The organism is Thalassomonas sp. RHCl1 (genome assembly GCF_947387555.1).
Classification (GTDB): Bacteria; Pseudomonadota; Gammaproteobacteria; order Enterobacterales; family Alteromonadaceae; genus Thalassomonas.
This window is the reverse complement of the sequence record NZ_CANDNZ010000001.1, coordinates 492,968-516,743: the sequence shown is the minus strand read 5'-3', so window position 1 is coordinate 516,743 and position 23,776 is coordinate 492,968. Positions and strand designations below refer to the sequence as shown.

Below are 23,776 nucleotides of genomic sequence, written 5' to 3'. Positions count from 1 at the left end.
ACTCCCGTTTACCCTTATTCAGCCAGATCCAGCGGCACCATGATTAAATCAGGGGCCAGCTGTTTACGGGCAATACGCAGTGCTTTATTGATATCGGTGCGGTATTTTGCCGGCAACTCCTGCCAGCTTTTGCTTTGTTGATCCCAAAGGCCAAGGTGATTGCCGTCACGGGTTTGATAGACAAAACTCACCCGGCCGATACGTAAAAAGTCGACATCACGCTCGCTGCCCGCCACCTCAAGTAAACCGCTGTAGGTTTCAATAGTTCGGCCATAGTCCACCTCGACCTGATAGGCTTCCAGTACCCGGCGAAACTTTTCTGCTACCGCGATATCGGCACGCTCCATCATCTTCTTCAAACCGGCAAGCCTTTGTGCCCGCTCCTGGGGCAAAAAAGGCACATCAAGTTCAACAAAACTTTCCAGGGTAGTGATCATGCGTGACATCAAAGGAGAAACCTGGCGCTCGATAATGCTGACCTGGGTCATCGACTCTTTGATTTGCGCCAGTTCCGCCAGCTGGTTATCCAGCTGGGTTTGCATTTGCTGGTTATAAACCTGCAAACCATCGATTTCTTTATTAACGGTTTTAAATTGTTGTAATTTTGACTGAGTTTTGTCGTTAAGGGCATCAACACGCAGCTGGGACTTACTCGCGGATTGATTAATTTTCTGCCCCTGGGCAACCACATTATCAAGCTGGTTATTTTCCGACTGCGCCTGAGTAGACAACGCCAGCGTTGCAAGTGTGGTGCATACGCAAGCCTTCGCCAGTTTGGACAAGTTCATATAAAAACCTTATAAAAGTTAATACTAAAAAATTGATATTCGGTTATGAAATTGCCAGCTATGGTAAACAGCAATTGTGACACTTAAGTTGCACTAATATTGCAACTTAATGAAATAAAGGAATAAATGAACAAGGGATGACTTGCCCATGAAGGATACATTAACTTTTTCTTACGGCGAAGTATCGCCGATAGCTCACGAATTCTTAGCTCATAAAGTTATGTGCCTTAACTTTGCTGTTGAAGTGAATCAGAGAAGAGATTTTACCCGTTAATAAATGAACAGCGGATGACGTAACCATGAACAAAAGGTTAACCTTTTCTTACCCTTAGTTCTTATCTTAGTGTTTATACCAGTGCTTATACGTCTTTTCTTATGCTGTTGAGAATAAGCCCGCGATGCCAGGCAGAGGGAAACAAAAAACACTATTGTATTCAAGCCGGTCATGCGCCATAATCACGCTACAGGCTGTAGGGACGCCTGACCCGCCAAGAGGATCTCACCCTGATATCGCTTAAGCAATAAGATAAAGACATAATCAAACCTGAATATTTGTTCGGCGGGAAACAATAAATACTTTAGGAAAGATATATGTTATCACCCATTGAAGAACTGAAAATCCAGGCGAAAAAATACCATAAAGCGCACGCCGGCAAGGCTGATGCTGCCCTGAGCAATGGTCGCCCTCCCCGCCTCAAAGACAGCCAGTTAGTGATCGCCCGCAAATACGGTTTTCGCCACTGGGACCATGCCCGTGAAGTTCTCGAAGGTTCATCTTGCCGGGATTATGGCACCTTCTGGTATAAACCCCAGTGCTCCACCTTGTTAAACCTCTGGTGCGCCAGCTATAAAGAAGCCGGTTTACAGCAAAAAGCACAGGGTGGTTTTATCTTACCCTATAAAAACCAGTATCTGGTCGTGGAACATCACTACCTTGAGCTGCTGGGGTTGGATAGCCGGGATCCAAACTGGGCCGAAATTAACTTTGACTGGTGCTCGGGAGATGTCAGCAAACGCCAGCAGCTGGCGCTGCAACGTATTCAGCACTGGTCATAAGCTCCCCGGAGAAAGCTTTTCCGGTTAATTGAGTTAATCTATAAATTTTTATTTTGTTTTATAGAGAGTTAGATATACTAAAACGCTGCAGATAAGGATAGTTAACTCTCTATATACAAGATTAAGAAAGATAGATGGACTAAGTCACTGCCTTTAATCGCTATCGCTTTAACAACTCTGATCATTGGGCTCTATAATCAATAAACATCTTTAAAGAATAACAACAGGGAGTGTATACATGGCATATAAAATCATCTCTTTTGCCATGGCGCCGCTGCTTTTTACCCAGGGCTACTTTGTCAGAAAGAACACCCTGGAGCTGCCGGAAGCAGAAGGTGAACGCACCGGCACTGTCGGTGATGGCAAGAAAAAATTACGCTTGATGATCTTAGGAGATTCTGCTGCCGCCGGTGTCGGGGTGGCCACCCAGTCTCAGGCATTAACCGGGCAAATATTACAGCACCTGACCCCGGAATTTAATACCCACTGGCAGTTAATCGCCACCAGCGGCGCTTCAACCGACTCTACCATCTCCACCTTAACCGAGCTGCCGGCAAAAGAATTCGATGTCGTTATGATTTCTCTCGGGGTCAATGATGTCACCGCCAATACCTCAATGAGACGTTGCCAGCAGGCCCACAGAACATTAGTGGCGCTGCTCAAAGAAAAGTTTTCGGCAAAATCGATAATTTTTTCCGCCGTGCCCCCTATGCACCTGTTTCCGGCCCTGCCGCAACCGCTGCGCTGGTATCTCGGCGCCCGGGCCAAACGCCTTAACGATAAACTCAGCCAATGGCTGGCCAGGCAAAAAGATTGCTTTTTATTAAAAGCCCGGGTGGAGATAAACCCGGAGTTGATTGCCGAAGACGGCTTTCACCCGGGAGAGAAGTATTATGCCTGGTGGGGACAACAGGCCGCTAAACTAATACAGCAACAAGCCGCAGATATAGGCTAAGCCATAACGGCCGCCTTATCCTCTTGACAGCAATAACCGGGAGCAAGCACTCCCGGGTAACAGCAAGCCCGAGCCAGCTCTCGCCCGGGAAAACCTGGGCGCGGCACCGGCTCAGCTAAACAATGTCGATTTCTTCTTCGCGTAATTGTTCCAGGTAGATCTCAGCCACCTCAACGCTACCAAAGGTTCTCAGTATGCGTTTATTGGCGTAATATTTGGATTTTTTTAATTCGGGGTCGTCGGTTTTGAGCAGGAATAACCAGGTTTTAACCAGTGCCTCGGAAATTTTCTTCATTTCATGCGTCCTTGCCTGAGTGCCTATAACCCAGTCTAGACCATATCCCGGCATTTATATGCCTTAGTCCAGGATAAGCAAGAAAAAATCGCTATTTTTCGTAAGATATTGCCAGTAATATCATTAAAGCTCGGCACTTTGGCTTAAAACCATAGCCGGCCGGGATTTAACCAAGCAATAAATAACCGGCAAAACCGGCCCAGCTAAGCCCCAATAACAGCCAGGGCAATACCGGAGTTACCGCTTTATCTTCAACAGTCACCTGCGCCGCCTGATCGGCCGCCGCTTTGTGCTTCGCCTTTATTTCCTGCTTTTTTTGTTTATCCCGGGCCCTGCCTTTGGCTTTTTGCTGCTTTTTATACTCGGCAATGCCTTTCTCGATCCCCTGGCTGATAAGTTTGGTCTGCTCTTTGGTTTGCCCGGGTTTCTGTGTCGCTTTGGCGATACGCATCGCTTCCTGTTGCACTTCGGCAGAGGCTTTTGGAGCCATGGCTTTTTTCCTTTTCCTGATCTGGTTTGGCTTGATGGTTAAACAAAAATCAACAGGCCCGTTTGTTGGCGGATATTATACACATTATTAAATCCCCCGAGCATCTGATATCCTAAGGAAAAACGTTTTAATGCCTGTTATGTCGCTGTTTGAAATTTTACTGCTGAGCTTTTTTATCCTGATGGCCTTGTCCATTATCTACAGCACGCTTGCCGTAGGGATCTCTCCCATGCCCAGCTCAGGGAAAGCCCGAGAAGCGATGCTTGAACTGTGCAAAGACACCGGCAAAGGTGAAATTGTCGACTTTGGCAGTGGCTGGGGGCATTTTGTGGTTGCCGCCGCAAAAACCTTTCCCGACCGGAAAATTACCGGCTATGAATTATCTTGGGTCCCGTACCTGACGGCATATGCGCTGAAACTTATCTTCAGACTGGACAACTTAACCCTGAAGCGGGCGGACTTTTTAACGGCAAAGCTGAACTCGGCCTCGGTACTGGTGTGTTATTTATATCCCGGCGCGATGAAGGCGATAGCCGGCAAACTGGCAGCCGAGCAACACCATTTACACTATATCATCAGCAATAATTTTGCCTGCCCGACGCTGACGCCAACAACAACCCTGCAATTGAATGATTTTTACCGCTCACCGGTTTATCTTTATCGCTTATAAAATCAACAACTTAGTGTCCATTAATTTTACAGGTATCATTTTTTGCCATTTGATCTGGATCAAACAAGAAATTTAAACGCCTGTTTTATATCTGATTTGTTTTTTAGGCCCGTTTATTGCTCAAACGCGGCGATTTTAATTTTTCAACAATGGACTAGAAAAAATGACCAATCAAATCAAATCATTACCTTTTATCAAAAAAGCCTCTGCAATCCTAATCTTATCCGGTGCTATCTCATTTACCGCCCAGGCCAGCCTGATAACTGATTACGGCGCCTACGCCGGCGGCTACACCGCCAGTAACTGCTCCAGCGCTTGCACCACAGCCAACGGCGGCGATATTATTAATACCCATGATGGCGGACTATCAAATGACAGCGCTTATGCCAGCGAAATCAGTTATGGCTACTCCCAGGCCTATGCCGCACTTGACGGCAGTTCGTACCTGCCGGCACTCAAAGTTCAGGCCTCTTCCGATGAGCAAAAAGGCGGCAACGCAGAAGCCTTTGCCATGCAGCGCTATACCTACACAGGCACCGAAGCCACCACTATAGATCTGGATATAAATTTACACGGCTCGGTCGGGAGCAATAACAACGACGGTTACAGCAATAACAGCCTAAGAGCTGATGTTGCAATTTTCATCGGTGACTCGCTGGAGTGGAGCACAGATATAGCCACCCTGTATTATGAGCTGGCCTCTGATATGGAAAAAGACAAAACCACTTTATATATCAACAGCGGCATCGATGTTAACAACCTCGACAGCCTGAGCTTTGATCTGCAACCGGGAGAAAACTTCTTTGTGGTAGCCTCAATGAAAGCCAAGTCCAGAAACGGCTATGCCGACGCCTGGAATACCCTGAGCTTAAACTTTGAAGATGATAGCAAATTGGTTGCCGCCTCTGCCGCCAGCACCCCGGTTGATGTGCCTGAACCGACAAGTTTGGGCATGCTGGGGCTAGCACTTAGCCTGCTCTCTTTTGGCCACAGAAAAAACAGCTTAAGCTAACCCCGGTTTAACAATACACTAAGATAAAAACTCCGGTGAGCGACTGATAACAATTCAGGGCAGCCGGAGTCTTACGGCTTACAATTGCCATTTCTCCAGGATTTTCTGGTAGCGGCCATTACTTTTAAGGGTTATTAGCGCCGCCCTTAACTGCTCCACCAGTTCATTCCGGGTTTTCAGCCCGGTGGCAAAATAGAGTTCATCGGGGAAGTCCTTTACCTGGATATATTGACCGATATCCCCGGCATTTAAACCTATACTGGCAATTTCCTGCTCCAGGGCAATAAAGTTGGTCAGTACCAAATCAATACGCCCCTTAAACAACATCTGCCACATATGCTCGTATTTGACACTTAATGACAGGTTTTGCTTTTCCTTAAACCCCGCCTGTTTAAGAAAAGTTTCTGAATAATAGCCCCGTATGGTGCCGACATTATAGGCTTTGGCATTATCAAGGGTATTGAGCTTAATATCCCCACGGCTTTTCAGTCCTACCAGAAAAGCCCGGGTTTTATAACTTTGCCCTACCCATTTGAAGCTTTCCTCCCTGACCGGGGTTTTCAGCAAGGACAGTAAAAAGGTATTCTCTGTATTTTTAGTGACCTTATAGGCGCGGGCAAACGGCACCAGCTCAATATCCCCTTTCAAGCCAGCCTGAGATAACAGTGCCCGGGTAAGTTCAACCAGAGCACCATCAGGCCGGTTATGCTCATTGGTAAAATGAAACGGCGGCAATTCTTCGGCGACGAAACGCAAATTTTGTGCGTGTAAAGAAAAAAAGCAGAACAACAACAGGAATACGCCTGATTTTACAGGGAAGATAAGACAACTTTTCATAAATTTCCCACGATTAACCTCATCGGGTAAGTTCAACGGCTAACTGCACCCGGCAGCTGTTATAGAGCAGCACTATACCCCATTATCATGCCTTAGATTCATATAAAATAAAAATAGCGTTGATAAAGGCCGGGAAAATCACATAACTTTTGGCCTTATGAAAATATTCCACAATACTTAACTCAGTTATATCAAAATAATAACTTGGGTATTTATTATGGTTTCTGATGAGATTAGCCGGATCAAACTGTTGTCAGAAAGGATTTATCAGCAAGATGCCAGCATAGAAGAAATGAAGGAGTTTAACCAATTACTGGAGCAATACCAGCAATCAAGTGCCGGCGAGTGTATAGAAGAATTTACCAGGACAGATCCCGGTAAAGGCTAGCAAAGGAAAGCCAATAAAAGCAGAGGCCGGGGCAAGTATTTGCCATCAAATACACTTGCCTCTACAATGGGGCAATCAACCATAGCATAAGCAACTACCATGTCATCAGATAAGTTTGGCACCAGCCCGGATTACAAACGCAAAGAGCAGGGATACCGGGACAGGGCACTTAAATTGTACCCTTGGGTTTGCGGCCGTTGTGCCCGTGAATTCGTATATTCCAACCTCAAAGAGTTAACCGTTCACCATATCGACCATGATCATACCAATAACCCCAACGATGGCAGTAACTGGGAATTATTGTGTATTTATTGTCACGACAACGAACACGCCAAATATACCGATCATGCCCAGTACAAAACCGAAGTGGTCGCAGGAGAAAATAACCACGAAGCGGCAACGTTTAATCCTTTTGCCGATTTAAAATCTATGCTGAAGAAATAAGACGATTCAGGTATTAAAGTGAAGCGCAACCGCTATCTATACGTAGCGCTAAGATAGCGGTTGTCATAACCCTTGCTTAATCCGCTACTTTCAGTAAGGGAAACAGGCTTAGCAAAGCCACGTTTATCTGCCCAGGTTCAGCAGAAGAACTATTCCTTCTGAACTCAACCCCGCAAAGAAAGCCACTACGACTTAGCTCAACTGCAGTGGCTTGGCTCTGATGCCTTACGTTAGGTTATTTCTCGCGTGACCGGCCGATATCAGCCTGTTGAGGACAGAGGGTAATTTCATCCTGATTAATCACGACACTCACCTTTTGCCCAATAGCAAACCCGGCTTGTCCCAGCCATTTTCCCCTGAGCACAATGCAAGGCTCAAGGTTAACCGGCACATAATTAATGCCTATACCGCGGGTTTTCAATGACGACTCGCAGGTGGTTTCCAGTACGGTAAGCTGCCGATAGGCAGGATATTTTACTTTTGCAAAACAATGCTCTGGCGTATGATTATATTCAGCCATGACGGACTCCTGTATAAGTTCGTTTTGGTTAGCTGTCTCCGGGTGTTCCAGCACTCGGGGATAGCGCCTGATTTTCAATTCATAACGGCTTTTAAGTACCTCCTTTGGTAAGAGATCACCTGTTAATTCATAGACTAAAATGCTGGATAAATCAACAACACTGGATGCGTTATCAGCCTATATAGCTATTCAGTATAAAGGTTGCTATAGAGATGTAGCGATTGATGGGTAGCGCACCATTTTCTACCGGTTTTCTCCGCCCACCGGCTTAGTTTTTCAGGGCTACCGGCGGCGCTAATGAAGTGGCGGTTAAAATCTTTAACGACGTCCAGCCAGTCTTGTTCATTAATGTTTAAACGGGTAAATAAGGGCTTGATATCTGGCGGGATAAAACCGCGTTTATCTTCTCTGACACAGCGCCCGGTATATTCCACCAGATTTAAATAATCGAATAATTTAAATGGCAAACCCGAACCCGGTTTGCCATGGGGTTTATAACCGGTAAAGGGTAATATTTTAGCGGGCTGTAACTGTTGAGCTTTTTTTGCACCAGCCAGCGCTTTTATCCGCTGCTGAATACTGGTGAAATCCGACTCCTCCGGGGTCTGTGCTATCGCCGCCCGTACAGGATTCAAATCAACATAGGCCATACAGGCCAGCAAAGCGGTATCATCAAGCAGAGCCTGGGACTTAAAACATCCTTCCCACTAATTTTTCAGGAAAAAATTAGAACAGCTTTAGCTGGCCCGAAGGGGGAGTTCCAGGGATGGTAACGAATAGAAGCGGCCTTTGCAGTTATCTTCCTTATTCGCCTGCACCGCGACATGTTCATTTAAACAACGCATAAACCAGCCCAGTTCAAATAAACGATTACGCCATTTTTCAATCAGCTCAAGCGCCTTATCTTTTTCCGCCTGAGTAGTTTTAACATCTGACAAATATCGGTCTACCAGCGGGTGCCCTTTAAACAGCTGCATCCAGCGTAACGCCACTTCTCGACTATCCCACTGCTGAGCTTGGTGTTTATTTACCCTGAGCACCAAATAATAGTGATTACCCATGATGGCGTAGGCGCAAATATCAATAGCAAAGACTGAGGCCAACTGGGTTATTTTATCTACCAACCATTGCTTTCGATGGTCAAAATTCTGCCCGGTACTGTTATCCTCCCCACACAAAAACGCCCTACGAACACAGCGGCAAATGCAGTGATAGTAAGGCGTTTCTTCTAAACAAACTTGATGTTTACGGGCACGGGTCTAGCCTTTAACCTCCGAGTAAATAAACTCTTAAATTAAAGCCTAGACCGCGATTTTCAGTTAATCCAATTTAGAGGGGTCCCTTTTTGTTTTGTTTTAACTATTACTTTTACCTATATTTTTTTTAATTTCAAAAAAGCCAAAAAGAAAAATGCAATTAAAATTGAATCTAATATTGCCCTAATAATGTCTTCTCTTTGCTTACTAAATACAATTAAAAAAGCAAACAAAAAAACTCCTACTTTTTTTAAAACCCAAATACCATCAACCTTCATTTCTGCTTTAATAAGACCTGAATACATAACAGGCAATGATAAGAAAAAAACAATTAAAGTATATGTATAAGCTCCCATTTCATTGATGTAGTTATAATAAGTAAAAAAATAACAAACAAGCCCTGTAATATATAAAATAAATTTAATATTAAAAAAATTACTCAAAACTCTATTCCTATCAAATATATAAAAAGTTAGTTAAAAATAACCTCTCGTAAGTAATCTTTGAAAGTCGGAGATGCCCATGTATTAATTTGCCTAACTCCAAAAAGCGCTCGAGCACCGACTCCCGGGCCACCTTTTACCATTCCTCCCAGACCGCCAACTCCATTTGTGTCAAAATCAACTGCCACCCCGCATGCCAGTACCTCTCCACCATCAAGCGCAAACGTTGCCATAGTATCATTTGAATAACCGGGAGTTAAAGGACCATCACTAACGCTACCAGCACCAATGAAATCAGCTCCAATATAAAACCCAGGACCAATACCTGCAGCATTTGTCTGCTGCGCAAAGACCTGCCAGTTACCTGGATTCCAATCGAGTGAAACACCTATCGTGAATGTTTGTTCAACACCAGCGAGAGCATAGTGACTGCCGTACCCTACACCAATAGCAAACTGAATTTCCAAGCCAAACGGGTCATATGCATTTACAGGATTCCCCCCCACATAGGCATAAGTATTTATTCCACCTCCCAACCCCAAAGGATCCGACTGTAGATACCTTCCCGTCTTAGCATCATAATCCCGAAACATGTTATACCAAGAATCCTTTTCACTATCATAATACTGCCCCGGGAAACCAATATTAAACTCTCCAATCTGACTGTGTACTACCCTGCTATCAAAAGGTGCCAGATCTGCCAACCATACTATTTCTTTATTACTATCAGTAATTACTTCCGGCCGGCCAAGATGGTCATTATGAACATAATACAACTGTCCATCCTGGATTAAAGCAACGATATCATTACCATTATAAATGTAATGTTTATTATGCCCTTCTGATAATAACTTACCTTGAAGATCATAAATAAAATGCGTTTCTGTCATGCTATCTTCATTGCCTACGCGCTTAATCACCCGCTGCCCTATGGCATTATATTCATAGCTTGCATTATATTTTATCATTTTTGCCGCTGACTGATTATTTGTACTAGCACGTTTAACCACATTACCTGCATTATCATAACTATAAGTTAAGGTCTCACCACTACTCACTTCACTGATTAAACGGTTACTGCCAGTTTCATAATTGTAAGTAATTTCGGGAAGGTTCTCGCTCGATATCGTTTTTAACGTTTTCCGGTTACCAGAACCATCATGACTAATTTGTTTGCTTTCTGAGCCGTTTTGATAAAAGCCTAGTCGCCCATTGATATATGACATATTGCTTGTTGATATCCTGCCATCAATATTATTTGTGATTTTATTGATTTGCCCAAGGTCATAAGTATCTGTGTAAGTTAAACTTTGCACCCCAGTTGAGTCAATGGTGTGCACCAGACCATTACTGTTATATGTCAGAGTACGGTTAATGCCATTGCCATACTTGAAACTATTAACTGCACCCCAAACATTTACACTCAACTCGCTAAGAACAGGTATTTCCACAGCATTAATAGTTGCGGTAATAGCACTAGGTTGACCATGAGCATCGTAACTATAACTTAATGAACTACCGTCACTGTAAGTAAGCCCTTTTATGCGGCCAAAAGAATCATATTCCCAGTGAGTGGTATAACTTGTTTCTGTGCCTTCCGATAAAATCTTACTCACCTGTCGTGTCGGCATTAGCAATGAGTTATAACTAATATTCGTTTCACCGCTATCATCACTAAAATATTTAATCAAACCTTGCGCAGAGGTGTGTATTTCTTGCTTTCTATTGCCTACCTGCTTTGTTCTGATTAACGTGTTTGCCGATAAACTATCGGTATAAGTAATGACTGCACCATTTGCAGTGGTTTCAGTACTGATACTTAACGTATCCATATCATAGGTATATTCGGTAAGACCTCTATCCGGACTGTTTTCAGATAACTTATTACCAAAAGCATCAAGCGAAAAGTCAGTTACCTGATTGCTACTGCCTGTAACACTAGACAAACCAAAAGCGTTATAAACTTTAGTCATCTCAGAATTTACTGCATCAGTCGTTTCTAGAGGCCTACTTAAAGCATCATAAGTATATGAATACTCACCTGTTGGCGTAGTCTGCTTGACAATATTGCCTAAGTTATCATAGCTATAGCCGTATTTAATATTATCAACAGCTGCCGTTAATTTACGACCTAATTCATCATAAGTATTGGTAGTGGTTAACACCACTTTTGTCGTAGCAGCTTCTCCGCTATCGGCAACAGCCTCGATTTCAGCTTGTGTCATCGGTTCTATCAAGCTTTCAGACAAGATATTACCCATGTTATCTAAAGTGTAGCTGGCCCCATAGCCATTACTCTGGCTTTTTTTGATTAGGCGATAAGCATCGTCATAGGTATAGGTGGTATAACTACCATCAGGCATAGTTTCTTTGGTTATTTGTCCCTTAACATTATATTCATAGCTAAAAGAACGGGTAATACCAGCATCAACAGCATGCTCCTTCATAGATGCAACTTGGCCTCTTAACGTATAAGTATACGTTTTCACCAGACCTTCTACCGTAGTAACCTTTCCAACCCGGCCATGGGCATCATAATTTTCAAAAGTAACCGTGCCGCCGTAACCGTCGGTTTGCGAGGTTAAATCACCAAAAGAGTTATAGTTTCTTAGGGTGATTTCACCTTTAGCATTAGTAGTGGTTATTTTTTTAGGCAACCCATTATCATGAAATTCATAATCATATTTCAGCTGAGTGATCGTTTTAATCGGCTGCCCATCATTACCATTTGACGCCAAGGTCATGAGGGTTGTCATATTTCGATCGTTATACTGATAGGTTTTAACCGTATTTGGGCCAGTTTCTTTAAGGATTTGACCTGAGTCGGCATCCCATTCATAAGTGAGTGTATACTCTTCCGGGGTACCAGATGCAATTGTTTTTCCGTTTAAAGTCCCTTCATTATCGTAATCAAAAAGGGTGATATTACCATTAACATCTACTTCCTTCTTAATATAACCATAACGATCAAAGGTTTTTGTCGTTGTCATCGCAGGGCAGTTAGCACTTGCCAGGTTCGTGACTAACTCTTCCCCGCCATATTCTTCATCAAAATCATGTACGGATTTATGACCTAAAGGATTCGTGATAGTCGTTTGGATTATTCTCCGGTCTGAATTCCACCTTACATATTCAAAAGTATACTTATCAATATCATTTGCATGCTTTGAGCTGGTGACATATTTTGCATAGTTAGGGTGATTATATTCAAACCAGGAATATTGCTTGTCGTTATAACTAACTCCAGATAAAACAATATTAGTAATACCATTAGGTTCTGAAACAGTGTAATGATAACTTACACTATCGCCATCAGGATAAGTTACCTTACTTAACCGACCATCTTCATTATAACTATAGCTATATTCATTTAAAGCTTGATCAAGCACCCGTGAAACACGTCCCTCAGCCCAATAAAAACTAAGATAACGACCTGAGCTATGGGATACTTTATCAAACTGTCGGGAATCATCTGGATAATGGTAAGTATGGGTGGTGCCATCTTTATATTCGAGCTGAATTAACCGCCCATCTTCCAAATAAGTTTCTCTATTACCTATAGCATTTTCATATATATATTTATTACCCTGGACAACTAAGACGGTTTCTCTCAAATCATCCCTGGTATCGTAATAATTAACTCCATCGCCAGATACAAGCGTAATATCATCTGCATCGCTTCTATAAAGGAAAATTGCAGGCTGCCCAAGCGTGGTACTATGAGAGGAGACTTTCATCGCTAAATCATATGACGACTTCCAATCTTTTCCGAATACGAATTGTGGCTCGGTGTGCCATCTTGAATTTTCAGTGCTATAAGTTCTTTTTACTCCCAAAGGGTTAAACCCGGCAGCCATATAATCGGTAAATGTTTCAACCTTTAACCCAGTGCGATAATCAACTGGGTTGCCACATAATTTTTGATCACTTTCATGGTTGTCACTTTCTTCAGGTTCACCGTATAGATCATAAGACAAACTAGCAAGAAGTACCCCTAATGCTGACCGAGTGAATTCATTATATTCAGAAAAATCAGGGCCATTTATTCTCTGTCCTACAACTGTAATGAGCTCAGTGCTATTTTCTTCTTCTGCCCTTTGTGTCGCAATCCACCTCTCTTCTGCGGCATGGCAAGCACTTTCATCAGCACCTTCAGGACAGGTAAAGGAATTAGCAGAAACAGTAACGATCCCCCAGCCCCAACCAGCTGATACAGCAGACGTTTCTTCATCATCAAGAAACGGTTCATCTACCGGCTGGTAAGTCACCTGCCCTGTCATTAAGCCGCAAAACAATGCGGTTTTTAATTTACTAAACTTCATTTTATTTTTTTACCTTAAATAATTTACTTTCAATCGCCTGATAGAGTTTCATCACGGCATGACATTCAAAAACAACTTCTGTACTGATGCTGCTGATTTGTCTTGGGATTAATACCCGGCAATTGATTAATTGTTTGATGGCACTGGTGGCCGAGGCAGTTGTCATATTTAATTTTGCTGAGATGACTTTTTCGGTAACAAGAGGTTGTTGCCACAAGTAGTTAAGCAGTGCCTGGCTATCGGCATTAATACCGGTCAAAGCTGTGGCTGATACCAAAGAACTTTGTACTTTTTCCACTAATGAGCAAACTTCTTCTTCTATTGCCCCCCCCAACAGGTAAGCCTGCTGCCAAAAGCTATGTTCAGGCTGTGACAAGTCATTCAGGCCTAGCGTATTGGCGCTATGGAGATAGCAGTCTCTTGAGCTTAAATATCTAAAAAACACCGGCGGAATAGCATCACGTTTAAGTAAGCTGAACATTAACGCCCGAGCAGTCCTGCCGTTAACATCGGCAAAGGGGTGTATCTTTAATAGCTGCACATAAGCAATCACGGCTTTTTGATAACTTTCAATATGCTCTAATTGCAAACACTGAGCTAAGTTATCAAGATATTTGACCATTTCATCCGGCTGTACCGGAAGCATATAATCAGATTCATCAGCACTTTTTCCTATCCAGCCAGCTGTTGTTCTAAAACAACCGGCATTCTTAACAGAAAAGCAAGAATGGGCTTGCTTCAGAGTCTCAATAGAAAAGGAATTCTTTGAAAAAATATCAACTGCTTTACTAAATTGAGTTATTTCCTTATTTAAGCTAAGCACATCCGCATTAAAGTAATTAGCTCCAGAAGTCACTAACGCCAGTTGTTTACGAGAGAGCTTCCTAAATGAACGCATAGACTCACCACCACAAAGATAGCGGTAAAGAAAATGCTGTAAACTGAATGCATTAAGCTGGATACCCTGTTGTTGCGGTTTTAACCAGGGAATAACAAAAGGCTCTGACAGGCAAATAAGCGATTGCCTGTCAGGTATATCTTTATTAGTGTCAGTTTCTAGTTTTTGACTCATAGTTGGTTAGCCTATGCAAACGAGACAATAAAAATTACTTATAGGGATCTCAGCCAGTAGAGCAAGCGGTTATCCCCGGTTTATTTTTACTATTTGGTGATCACTTGCTTTAAGCGGCCAAAGTCATCATAAATATAGATAATTTCCGCATCTCCTAAAGCAAGAGTTGCCCCGTATTCAATTAAGGTTTCATCTGAAGTGGCGGTGTTGAGCAAACGAACATCATCAAATTCATCCATAGAAAACTCACCCGTCTCGAAAGAAAAAGCACTTATTGACAGTGCTAATAAACTCCATTCGTCTTGAGTAATTTCACTAATTGCCCAAGAGCCGTTTACCAAACTCAGTTTCAGTAACTTACTGCCATAACTTTCAGGCAAACGGAGATATAAATTGCCATCACTATCCTGATAAGCCCGGTCGGCATAGCCGATAACATGAAAATCAACGGTATCTTCAGCCACTTCACCATTATCACCCGTGGTAACAATGGTGGTCAGACTATAATCTCCGACAGTTAATTGTTCAAAATCAGCAAGATAATACCCTTCTGACTGACTTGCACCTTTAACAATAACTCCGCCAGAACTATCTTTAAGACTAAACTTAACCGATGCCATTACGCCTTCTGCTACTATCACTTGGCTACGAGCAATAAACTTAAGCCCTGAAGAAACCACCGGCTTGTTTTCTCCGGCCGCTTGATAAAGGATATTAACCATTTCCGGTTTTTCTACGCCAGATAAGCACTCACTACCTTGGGTTACTTCAATAGGTTGTTCCATTTGCTGCGCTATGGATAATAATGGATATATTCCATCCTTAGCAGTCGTAGAAACAGCCCATGCTGCGGCATCACCTGTTACACACCCCAGTGGTGCCTGTTTTTTGGGTTCATCAATAGCAAAAGTGGCAACATCGTTATTCACCTCTAATGTTATAAGTTTACCCGCAGCTAATACTGGAGCACCAGTAACAGCTAATAACAATCCGATCCCCGGACTTAACCAGGTGTTTTTAATTTTATTTTTCATACTTGAAAAAGTCCTCGAAGCCGCTATATACCAGCGACGCTTTAGCTGTAAATTCTTTATTATCTTGCCGCCAGTTTTGTAGCGGCTTCTCTAAAATTATCTTTCCATTAACTTCGTAAAAATGAACAGGCATCAATTCCCCCCCGAAACAACAGGTGTACCGAGCAATTCCGTCACCACTTTCTCGATATTATTGCCCTGCTCATCAATTTTTGTGCGGTTCGACTCAGGGGATGGCAATGAACACAAAGCCCCGTTACAGGCAGTTACCCTAAACAATCGCGTTCCCGGGTTAACATCAGTAAATAGGTGCGACATAGTAGGGTTTGAAAGATCCGCAGCCGAACTGCCTATCTCTACCAACTGCCAGTCACGATCATTAAACTTCACTTCCACTTTATAGTTATCGGCATGGTCAACCTGCTGCCAGCTAAGCCGAAGATTACTGCCATCGAGTTCAGCAAGCGGCGCTGCAGGCACGCCGGGGGAATGCAATACCTTTACCTGAGTAACGGGAGATGAGTACTCGCTACAACCCCCTTCATTACAGGCTCTGACTTTATAATAATAACTACCGTCGGCTAACGGTCCCCGGCGAGAAGACGTCTCTAAACCTGAATAGAAATTGCCAGAGATATACTCCCCGGCCACTTCATAACGGGTAGCAGCATCGCCTCCCGTGCCCGGTTGCCAGTTAAGGGTGAAATATCCGTCATGAGTGATAGTCGGGGTATCCGCTATGCTGGGGATGCCGGGAATTTCAAATATCTTGATCCGGTTTGATTCGCTCGAAGGGGTTGAACATAAAGTCCCGTTGCAGGCAACAATCCGAAATAACCGGGTCCCCGGATTCATATCGGTAAATGCATGGGACAACAAAGTGGCAGAGTCGCCGATATCCGCAGCCTGCCAGTCACGATCATTAAACTTCACTTCCACCTTATAATTATCGGCATGGGCCTCTTGCTGCCAGCTCAGGTTAATCGTGGTACCGTTAAGCACAGCCTGCGGCGGCTGAGGCTTTTTCGGAGTATTTTTCACAACAACCTGATGCACGGGAGACGAGTAATCACTACAGCCACCGGCACTGCAAGCCCTGACCTTGTAATAATATGAGCCGTCTGCCAATGGCCCGCGATAAGAAGATGTTGCCGGACCTGAATAAAAATCACCTGAGATATATTCGCCAGCCACTTCAAAACGGGTTGGGGTTTCACCGCTGCCCGCTTGCCAGTTAAGGGTAAAGTAGCCGTTATTGGTTGAGCCGGGAGTGTTCACTATGCTCGGCACTCCGGGCTTGGGAAAGGCAACCCGGGTAGAGTCTACGGCTGAATATCCGCTACAACCGGCAGCATTACAGGCCCGGACCTTATAATAATAAGTTGCCATAGGCAAAGGGCCACGTGCTGAAGAAGTTGCCGTACCGGTATAAAAATGCCCGGAAATATTTTCTCCCGCCACTTCATAACGTGTCGGCGTGGCGCCGCTTCCGGCCTGCCAGCTTACGGTATAACTGCCGGTCGTACTCAGGGTAGGCGCACTGATAGTAGGGGTTCCCGGAGGTTTAGGCAGGGTTACCCGGGTCGAATCTACTGATGAATAACCACTACAACCCGCTGAATTACATGCTTTCACCCGGTAATAATAAGTGCCGTCCGGTAAAGGTCCCCGGCGGGAGTAGGTGGACGAGCCGCTATAAAGCGTGCCGGAAACACCTTCACCGATAAGTTGATAACTCGTTGGTTTTTCACCAGAGCCGGCACTCCAGCTAACACTGTAACTGCCGGTACTGCTGCTGGTCGGTGCGCTGATACTAGGGGTGCCGGGAGGTTTAGGCAATATCACCCGGGTCGAATCTACGGAAGAATAACCACTACAACCAGAAGCATTACAGGCACGCACCCGATAATAATAAGTGCCGTCTGCTAACGGACCGCGACGGGAATAAGTTGCCGAACCGCTATAAAGGGTGCCGGAAACCCCTTCACCGATAAGTTCATAACGTGTTGGCTTATCGCCCGAGCCGGCACTCCAGCTCACGCTATAACTGCCGCTTGTACTGCGGGTTGGCGCACTTATGCTGGGAGTTCCCACTGCGGCATGGGCAACAAAGCTATTTAAAAGTAAAAGACTAACAGCAAACCTGATAAAGCAAGCAAAACCAGAATTCATAGATTCCCTTTAAAACAGACAAAATATTGTGATGGATTGACAACAAATCGAGGGGTTAAAGACGCCGATTTATCCCCTTATGCAGGAGTGAATAAATCTATATCAAACTAAGTAGCAGTTTTGCTCATTTAACAAACAACGATTTACAATAAATGATTTGAACTAAGAGTTTTTCTTGTTAAGCAGATGAAAAATAATCTGTTATCAACCCATAGCAATTTTCAACGGCGCATAGTAGCGTAACAGGCACATTAATTAAACAATTTTTTTACAAAGCTGACAGTAGATTTAGACGAGTGCTGCTCCTGCTGCCGCCACAGTCAAAAAGAAATGATGCTCACAACAATTAAGCAAGCATGTTTAATTAGCGCCAATTTGAATATAACAACACCTGGTAACAGATAATTGACAGCAATCACCGGACTTTAATTAGCCTTAATTTTCACCGACTGAAAATAACCATTCATGATTTTTTCCACATCTATCTTAGCCAATCCCTGGTTATAAATACTTAACCATCGGAGAGAGCGGCCATGTTTATTAAAAGCCACATATAACTTTCTATGTGCCAGAAGTTTTTTATTCATTTGCAGTCGCTGTTCAAGGGTTTTACTTTGCTCTTGCTGCCTGAGTAAATAATGAAATACATTAACGTCAATAATTGCACCGTCGACGCGACCGGCATTAACTTTTTTGAAATTAAGTTCATCTGAGACCGCCGGCTGTACTGCTAAAACCCCCTTGGCTATCAACAAGTCTACCTCTGTGGTATTAACGTAATCCTGTACCACCCCGAGCTGATATTGTTTCAAGTCCTCTACTGTTGACCAGTTAAGAGGAGCCCGGCTTTTTTCCATTAAACCTAAGGGCCCTTGGCCCATAGCCTCGGAAAACTCAAACAACTTGGTCGTATAACGATATTCAGGGAAATAACCGGCATATTTAGAATTTGCATATGATGCGAGCTTTACCGCCCGGCTCCAGGGGTAAAAGTCCACCACCAGTTCATGTCCCATGACTTTAAAAGCGGCACGGGCAACAGCAACCGATGCTCCCTGCTGCTTTAACTGCTCTCCTGCATAGGGAGGCCAGGACAAAGACGCGAGATAAATGGTATCTGCCTGTACCAGCCCGGGGAGCAATAACAAAAAAAATACTGCTTTTTTAATTCCGTATATGAATTTTTTCATACCTTTATTGCGACACAGACAGATAAAAACATCCCTTTAACTACATAAATCTGCTTTGAGCTTACCATATTAAATGAAAGTTTAAAAAACCCTCTTTTAGCTTCATACAAACAAGTATTTTTTAATAAAACCTCCCGGTTTCCATCCCCTTCGCCAGAGGGAAAAACTACCGAAGCGCCAATAAACCAGCTGTATAACTCATTGTTTAAATTAAGCTTATCAACCAGGAAAACTATTGGCATCACTTATGCACAATCAGTATCAAACAGGGTTTAAGTCAAAAGTTTGGCAACCCGAAAATTAACAAGCTTTAGCCTTCATTGCTGGCATAACGAAAGAGATATTGATTATGAAAAACTTAACTTCATTGCTGTTATTAATAGCCTTAACCAGCCTGAGTCATTTAAGTTATGCTAAAGCACCTCAGTGGGCACAAACTACATCGGCAAATGCCATCACTTTTGCAGTAGCAAAAACCGCTGAACCAAGCGTAGAAAGAATTCCCGGCGTGATCCAGTTAACGCCATTACCCAGAAGACAGCCAGGCTGGGCCAACGCCACAGATACTTTCGCCCCTGCCTATGAAGGCAAGTCAACTTATGTCAGAACCTTAGGCCACACCTATAAAAGACGCACACCCGGTCAGTTAAGAACCCGTCTTGCCAGCAATTATGGTTATAGCGCAACAGTCACCCGGGTTCCGGCCCAGTACCTGGCGCAAAACACTCAAGTAAAACGTTATACCCGGGTATTTAGACAAACCCTGGGACACAAGTTTTATCAGCCGCAGTTGATCGCCGGTCAGCTGTAAACCAGAAACAAAGCTATAGCAATCTCTCTTTCATTCATACTTTAAGGCTCCTCTAAAACGGGAGCTTTTTTTTGCCGCTAACTAAGTCAGGTTAAGCAAATTAAAAGCACAATTTAAAGACAATTCTTCCTATCCCGCCTTTATCACTTGTATTGTTAAATATCGGTAGTAATCTTAATAACCATACTAATAATAAATCAGGGTGATCGGCAATGAACTCCAGCTTCTCTTTTTATGGCATGATTTATAGCATAACCATGCTTATGTGTACTTTGCTGCCGCTCAACACCGCTATGGCTAATGGTTTTGAGATCACTCCTTATATCGGCCAGATGTACAGCACAGATATCCACGGCAGTGACGGCTCCACAGAGCTTTCCGTATCCGACGATCCCCACCTGGGTTTTGCCATCGCCTGGCAGGCCAGCAACCAGGGGCAGGGGCAAGTGCTCATTAATGCCGTCAATCATGACTTTACCAGTGATATCGATCAGCAAAAATACAGCATAGATATTATCTACGCCCATTTCAGCGGCGTTGCCCAGTTTAAACAGCAAAGTTACAGCACCAGCGTTTCCTTAGGCGTCGGCGGCGCTTATTTCGATGCCGACAACGGCAGCAGCCTCTACCCTTCCATTACTACGGCCATCGGCACCCGTTATGAAATATCCAAAAACTTAGCCCTGGTAACCGAATTGCGTCTCTATGCCAGTTTAACCGATGAAGATGATGATATTCTTTGTAAGTCAGATACCTGTATCGCCAGTTTTGACGGCGCCTTATGGCTCGACAGTGCCATATCGTTCGGTATCGCCTATCGCTTTTAATGCCCGGCCAAGACAGGGAAAGCAAACAAAGCCCTAAAGTGAAAAACCACTAAAGGCTTGAACTGATGACAATTTAAGCGAGTTTTGTCTTGGTCAGCTACCGGTTTTCATTTATTATCATTTTGTCTGACCATTATTAGAACAAGATCAAGACATCACATAACCCTATAAAATATAATGTTATAGATTTTTTCCTCCAGCGATATGAAATGAACTATGCCGAAAACAAGTAACCAACAGCTGATATCTGTGACCGACACCAATAATAAATACCGGTATGCCAATGAAGATTATTGTCGCCTCAGTGGTTATTCTCAGGATGAATTACTGGAAATGGACAGCCACAGCATGACCCATCCCCGTATGCCGAAACAGGTATTGGATGATTTAAAATCTACCCTGGCCCGCGGTTTTTCCTGGCGGGGGGTGCTAAGAGTACAAAGTAAACAAGGTGACGATCTCTGGCTCGACACCTTTATTACCCCACAGTACGAAGGGGGGCAGATCACCGGCTACCAGTCGGTTAGTCACCAGGCCAACGAGCGCTTGATCAAAAAGACCGCGAAAATTTATAAAGGCATCAACAAAGAACAGTTTTGGGCAACCTTCGAGCTGACAAAAAACCACAAGTTCAGCTTTTTAGTACTGCTGACCCTGCTGGCACAGCTTTATATCGTCACCCAAATCGGCTGGTTAACCGCTTTTATCGCCGCTTTCAGTGCCATGGCGCCGATTGTCATTTTTTGGCACGACATTATCCCCACCGCAAAACGCGCCCAGAACATGCAGAATATGTATGATTCCATCTCGCGAAAAATCTACTTCGGCCGGGGCACCGCCAGCGTTTTTGATTTTAACTTCTCGATGATCAAAGCAAAATTAAAGGCGATTTTAGAGCGTATGCTAGATACCGCCAAACCGATCAAACAGGTGATGAGCAATGTTATCAACGGGGTAGAACTCACCCGGGAAAACCTGGAACAGCAAAAGGCGGAAATCCAGCACCTGGGCGTTGCCATGAACCAGATGCAGGCCTCCACCAATGAGATTGCCGGCAATACCGTGACCGCAGCCGCCGATCTCGACAATACCTTTAACCAGTGTCAGGAAGCCCAGGACGGCATCAATAACACCACGGATAAAATTAAACACTTGGCCAAAGAGGTCGAGAATGCTTCCGCCTCTGCCGATACCTTAACCGAGTCAGCCAATAATGTCGGCGCACTGATGGATGATATCCAGTCTATCGCCGATCAAACCAATTTACTGGCGCTTAATGCCGCCATCGAAGCGGCGCGTGCCGGCGAACATGGCCGCGGTTTTGCCGTGGTTGCCGACGAAGTCAGAAGTTTGTCATCCCGCACCCAGGACTCCGCCAAAGAAATACACCAGCGGTTAACCGCTATGCTGGACATCATAGCGCAATGGGTAGAGCTGATGAACAAGAACAAGGAAGAAGCCGAGCACTGTGTGGAAACCGCCGAGCTGTCCAACCAAAAAATAGAACTGGTGGTGGAAAAAGTCGAAAACATTTCCCAACTGGCGACCCAGATAGCCACCGCTGCCGAGCAGCAGTCCCAGGTTTCGGTTGAAATCAATACCCATATCGAGGAGATCCACGCCTCCACAGATAAAACCTGGGCCCAGACGGATGTAGTAACGGAGCAAATGTCGGCGCTGCAAAGCAGTGTGGATGAGATAGCCAACCTGGCCAATACCTTTGTGCCGAACAAGTAAGTGAAAGTAAACCCTGAAGGGGATATTTATTTATCCCCTTTTATACCTACAAATTAAGACTAAAAGAAAGCTAGCCGCGCATCGACACAAGACTGCCTCTTCGTTTTTTCTGAACAGAATCTTCCCAGCTCACCTGGCCGGTTTGGACGTCAAGAGAAACTCCCGAATGGCCGACATAGACCTTTTTATGGAGCTGCATTTCCTGCGTCATCATCATTTCGAATTTATCTGTTTTCGGGTAATTATCGTTAACATCAAACCAGGGGTTATCATTTAATGCTCCCTTGATGGCATCTATCATCTTTTTGGTATGGGCCATGGTCATTGCCCCATGTTCACTTTTAGACTGAAGAGATACCCCGCCAAAAACCCAGGCTTTAAAATAACCGGGACCTATCGGGCAAATGGTTCTCATGATTTCAAGGGTATCCTCACGCACCTGCGCCGGGCGCATCGAGCCGGAAAAGTGCGCCACCATGCCTGTGGAGTGTTTAGGCTCCCATAACACTAAGCCCGCACAAGAGCCAAAAGAGCCCGAAGATAAGGTACCGAGATTCGTTGCCGTCACCCAGGTACATTCAGTTTCATGGCTGTATTCAGCCACGGTTCCATGTAATTGTCTTGCCATAACATACACTCCTTCGCCAAAATTATTTTTATTGGTACCGGACTCGCCGTTATCCCACAGCTCAAGGTATCACGGCCTGTCAGTCACTTAATGAAAGCACCGGCAACCACTAACTGCCAATATAACCCGAAAACAAACATAGTCACAAGTAAGGTTATTCATAACCTTACTCTGTTAGTCCTTTAAAAACAGCTACTAACCATTGCTGCTTAATACTTCCAGCACAGGTTTGCCCTGATTAAAGCTCACGGCAAACAACTGGCCAAATTCCTCTTCCGATAAAATAATGCTCGGCTGGTGCTTAAAGGTATAACCGCCGACTTTTACTTCAAACATAATGCCAAGCGCCTGCAACATATTGGGCACGGTATTGGAGTGCCCGGAAACCACCAGGGTTTGTTTGCAGTAATCATTTTTTAGCTGCTCGACAAACTCCCGGCCCTTGCGCGGATCATATTCGGTGATCTCCAACTTTTTCGCCTTGCCTAACGGCATCAGGGTTTGCTGCGTGCGCTTATAAGGCGTCGCCAGCAGGTGGTCCACCTTAATATTTTCGAACATCTCGGCAATGCGCTTGGCGCGGGCCTGGCCTTTAGCCGACAAATCGGGATCCCGGTTGCCTTTCTCGATCAGTTTTTCCGCATGCCGGGTCAGATAAATTTTCTCCGGCAGGCAAGACGCCATCGCCGTTTGTGCTGCGCCGAGAAATAAACAAGCCGTTAACAGGCTTTGCTTGAATGTCTTCATCAATATGGTCCTTTTGATATTTTTCCCGCCCGGACGTGCACCGCCATGACAAGAATTAATGTTTTTACAACGCTTAATAGCT

General features: G+C 44.3%; 24 protein-coding genes. 9 read left to right on the top strand and 15 right to left on the bottom strand.

Annotated elements, in window-relative coordinates; all coding sequences use genetic code 11:
* Positions 1–14: 14 nt before the first annotated feature.
* On the bottom strand, positions 15–788 hold the full coding sequence (locus tag QL234_RS02350) for a DUF3450 domain-containing protein (protein ID WP_281556249.1): 774 nt from the start codon (positions 786–788) through the stop codon (positions 15–17).
* Positions 789–1,379: 591 nt separating this feature from the next.
* Here QL234_RS02350 and QL234_RS02345 point away from each other — a divergent pair.
* Positions 1,380–1,844, top strand: a complete 465-nt coding sequence (locus QL234_RS02345) for a hypothetical protein (protein ID WP_281556248.1) — start codon at positions 1,380–1,382, stop codon at positions 1,842–1,844.
* A gap of 238 nt (positions 1,845–2,082) precedes the next feature.
* Entirely contained in the window at positions 2,083–2,799 is a 717-nt protein-coding gene (locus tag QL234_RS02340; protein ID WP_281556247.1) for an SGNH/GDSL hydrolase family protein, read from the top strand.
* Positions 2,800–2,914: 115 nt separating this feature from the next.
* Here the strand turns inward: QL234_RS02340 and QL234_RS02335 are convergent, their stop codons facing one another.
* Complete coding sequence (locus QL234_RS02335; RefSeq protein ID WP_274053288.1) at positions 2,915–3,094, bottom strand: hypothetical protein; 180 nt, start codon at positions 3,092–3,094, stop codon at positions 2,915–2,917.
* A 166-nt stretch (positions 3,095–3,260) separates the two neighbouring features.
* Positions 3,261–3,584, bottom strand: coding sequence for a DUF2956 domain-containing protein (locus tag QL234_RS02330; RefSeq protein ID WP_281556246.1), 324 nt, complete (start codon positions 3,582–3,584; stop codon positions 3,261–3,263).
* A gap of 130 nt (positions 3,585–3,714) precedes the next feature.
* Here QL234_RS02330 and QL234_RS02325 point away from each other — a divergent pair, with 130 nt between their 5' ends.
* Together QL234_RS02325 and QL234_RS02320 are read left to right on the top strand one after the other, a co-directional pair.
* Complete coding sequence (locus QL234_RS02325) at positions 3,715–4,254, top strand: class I SAM-dependent methyltransferase (protein WP_281556245.1); 540 nt, start codon at positions 3,715–3,717, stop codon at positions 4,252–4,254.
* Positions 4,255–4,417: 163 nt separating this feature from the next.
* Complete coding sequence (locus QL234_RS02320; RefSeq protein ID WP_281556244.1) at positions 4,418–5,266, top strand: PEP-CTERM sorting domain-containing protein; 849 nt, start codon at positions 4,418–4,420, stop codon at positions 5,264–5,266.
* Positions 5,267–5,344: 78 nt separating this feature from the next.
* Here QL234_RS02320 and QL234_RS02315 read toward each other — a convergent pair whose 3' ends face one another.
* On the bottom strand, positions 5,345–6,103 hold the full coding sequence (locus QL234_RS02315) for a transporter substrate-binding domain-containing protein (RefSeq protein WP_281556243.1): 759 nt from the start codon (positions 6,101–6,103) through the stop codon (positions 5,345–5,347).
* A 250-nt stretch (positions 6,104–6,353) separates the two neighbouring features.
* On the opposite strand from QL234_RS02315, the gene QL234_RS02310 reads away from it, so the two are divergent.
* Entirely contained in the window at positions 6,354–6,491 is a 138-nt protein-coding gene (locus QL234_RS02310) for a hypothetical protein (protein WP_281556242.1), read from the top strand.
* A gap of 99 nt (positions 6,492–6,590) precedes the next feature.
* Complete coding sequence (locus QL234_RS02305; RefSeq protein ID WP_044832230.1) at positions 6,591–6,935, top strand: YajD family HNH nuclease; 345 nt, start codon at positions 6,591–6,593, stop codon at positions 6,933–6,935.
* 235 nt (positions 6,936–7,170) lie between these two features.
* Here QL234_RS02305 and QL234_RS02300 read toward each other — a convergent pair whose 3' ends face one another.
* From QL234_RS02300 to QL234_RS02260, 9 genes are all read right to left on the bottom strand, one after another.
* Entirely contained in the window at positions 7,171–7,455 is a 285-nt protein-coding gene (locus QL234_RS02300) for a SymE family type I addiction module toxin (RefSeq protein WP_281556241.1), read from the bottom strand.
* Positions 7,456–7,640: 185 nt separating this feature from the next.
* Positions 7,641–8,105 carry a hypothetical protein gene (locus tag QL234_RS02295; RefSeq protein ID WP_281556240.1) on the bottom strand — a complete coding sequence of 155 codons (465 nt, stop codon included), beginning with the start codon at positions 8,103–8,105 and terminating at the stop codon, positions 7,641–7,643.
* An 87-nt stretch (positions 8,106–8,192) separates the two neighbouring features.
* Entirely contained in the window at positions 8,193–8,579 is a 387-nt protein-coding gene (locus QL234_RS02290; protein ID WP_281556239.1) for a Mobile element protein, read from the bottom strand.
* 248 nt (positions 8,580–8,827) lie between these two features.
* On the bottom strand, positions 8,828–9,154 hold the full coding sequence (locus tag QL234_RS02285; protein ID WP_281556238.1) for a hypothetical protein: 327 nt from the start codon (positions 9,152–9,154) through the stop codon (positions 8,828–8,830).
* 29 nt (positions 9,155–9,183) lie between these two features.
* Positions 9,184–13,476 carry an RHS repeat-associated core domain-containing protein gene (locus QL234_RS02280; RefSeq protein ID WP_281556237.1) on the bottom strand — a complete coding sequence of 1,431 codons (4,293 nt, stop codon included), beginning with the start codon at positions 13,474–13,476 and terminating at the stop codon, positions 9,184–9,186.
* A 1-nt stretch (position 13,477) separates the two neighbouring features.
* A complete protein-coding gene (locus QL234_RS02275) occupies positions 13,478–14,548 on the bottom strand; it encodes a Fic family protein (protein WP_281556236.1) in 1,071 nt (356 codons plus the stop codon).
* 89 nt (positions 14,549–14,637) lie between these two features.
* Positions 14,638–15,582: a hypothetical protein gene (locus QL234_RS02270; protein ID WP_281556235.1), complete on the bottom strand. Its 945-nt coding sequence runs from the start codon at positions 15,580–15,582 to the stop codon at positions 14,638–14,640.
* A gap of 132 nt (positions 15,583–15,714) precedes the next feature.
* Positions 15,715–17,754 carry a hypothetical protein gene (locus QL234_RS02265; protein WP_281556234.1) on the bottom strand — a complete coding sequence of 680 codons (2,040 nt, stop codon included), beginning with the start codon at positions 17,752–17,754 and terminating at the stop codon, positions 15,715–15,717.
* A gap of 425 nt (positions 17,755–18,179) precedes the next feature.
* Positions 18,180–18,902, bottom strand: coding sequence for a transporter substrate-binding domain-containing protein (locus QL234_RS02260; protein ID WP_281556233.1), 723 nt, complete (start codon positions 18,900–18,902; stop codon positions 18,180–18,182).
* Positions 18,903–19,293: 391 nt separating this feature from the next.
* Here QL234_RS02260 and QL234_RS02255 point away from each other — a divergent pair, with 391 nt between their 5' ends.
* The 3 genes from QL234_RS02255 to QL234_RS02245 all read left to right on the top strand — a co-directional run bounded on the left by QL234_RS02255 (position 19,294) and on the right by QL234_RS02245 (position 22,319).
* Entirely contained in the window at positions 19,294–19,755 is a 462-nt protein-coding gene (locus tag QL234_RS02255; RefSeq protein WP_281556232.1) for a hypothetical protein, read from the top strand.
* A gap of 212 nt (positions 19,756–19,967) precedes the next feature.
* The gene (locus tag QL234_RS02250; protein WP_281556231.1) at positions 19,968–20,582 is read left to right on the top strand and encodes a hypothetical protein; all 615 of its coding nucleotides are present in this window, start codon (positions 19,968–19,970) and stop codon (positions 20,580–20,582) included.
* 216 nt (positions 20,583–20,798) lie between these two features.
* On the top strand, positions 20,799–22,319 hold the full coding sequence (locus QL234_RS02245) for a methyl-accepting chemotaxis protein (protein ID WP_281556230.1): 1,521 nt from the start codon (positions 20,799–20,801) through the stop codon (positions 22,317–22,319).
* A gap of 70 nt (positions 22,320–22,389) precedes the next feature.
* Here the strand turns inward: QL234_RS02245 and QL234_RS02240 are convergent, their stop codons facing one another.
* The gene (locus QL234_RS02240; protein ID WP_281556229.1) at positions 22,390–22,947 is read right to left on the bottom strand and encodes a hypothetical protein; all 558 of its coding nucleotides are present in this window, start codon (positions 22,945–22,947) and stop codon (positions 22,390–22,392) included.
* Positions 22,948–23,142: 195 nt separating this feature from the next.
* Positions 23,143–23,694, bottom strand: coding sequence for a phosphoglycerate mutase family protein (locus QL234_RS02235; protein ID WP_281556228.1), 552 nt, complete (start codon positions 23,692–23,694; stop codon positions 23,143–23,145).
* Positions 23,695–23,776: the final 82 nt, after the last annotated feature.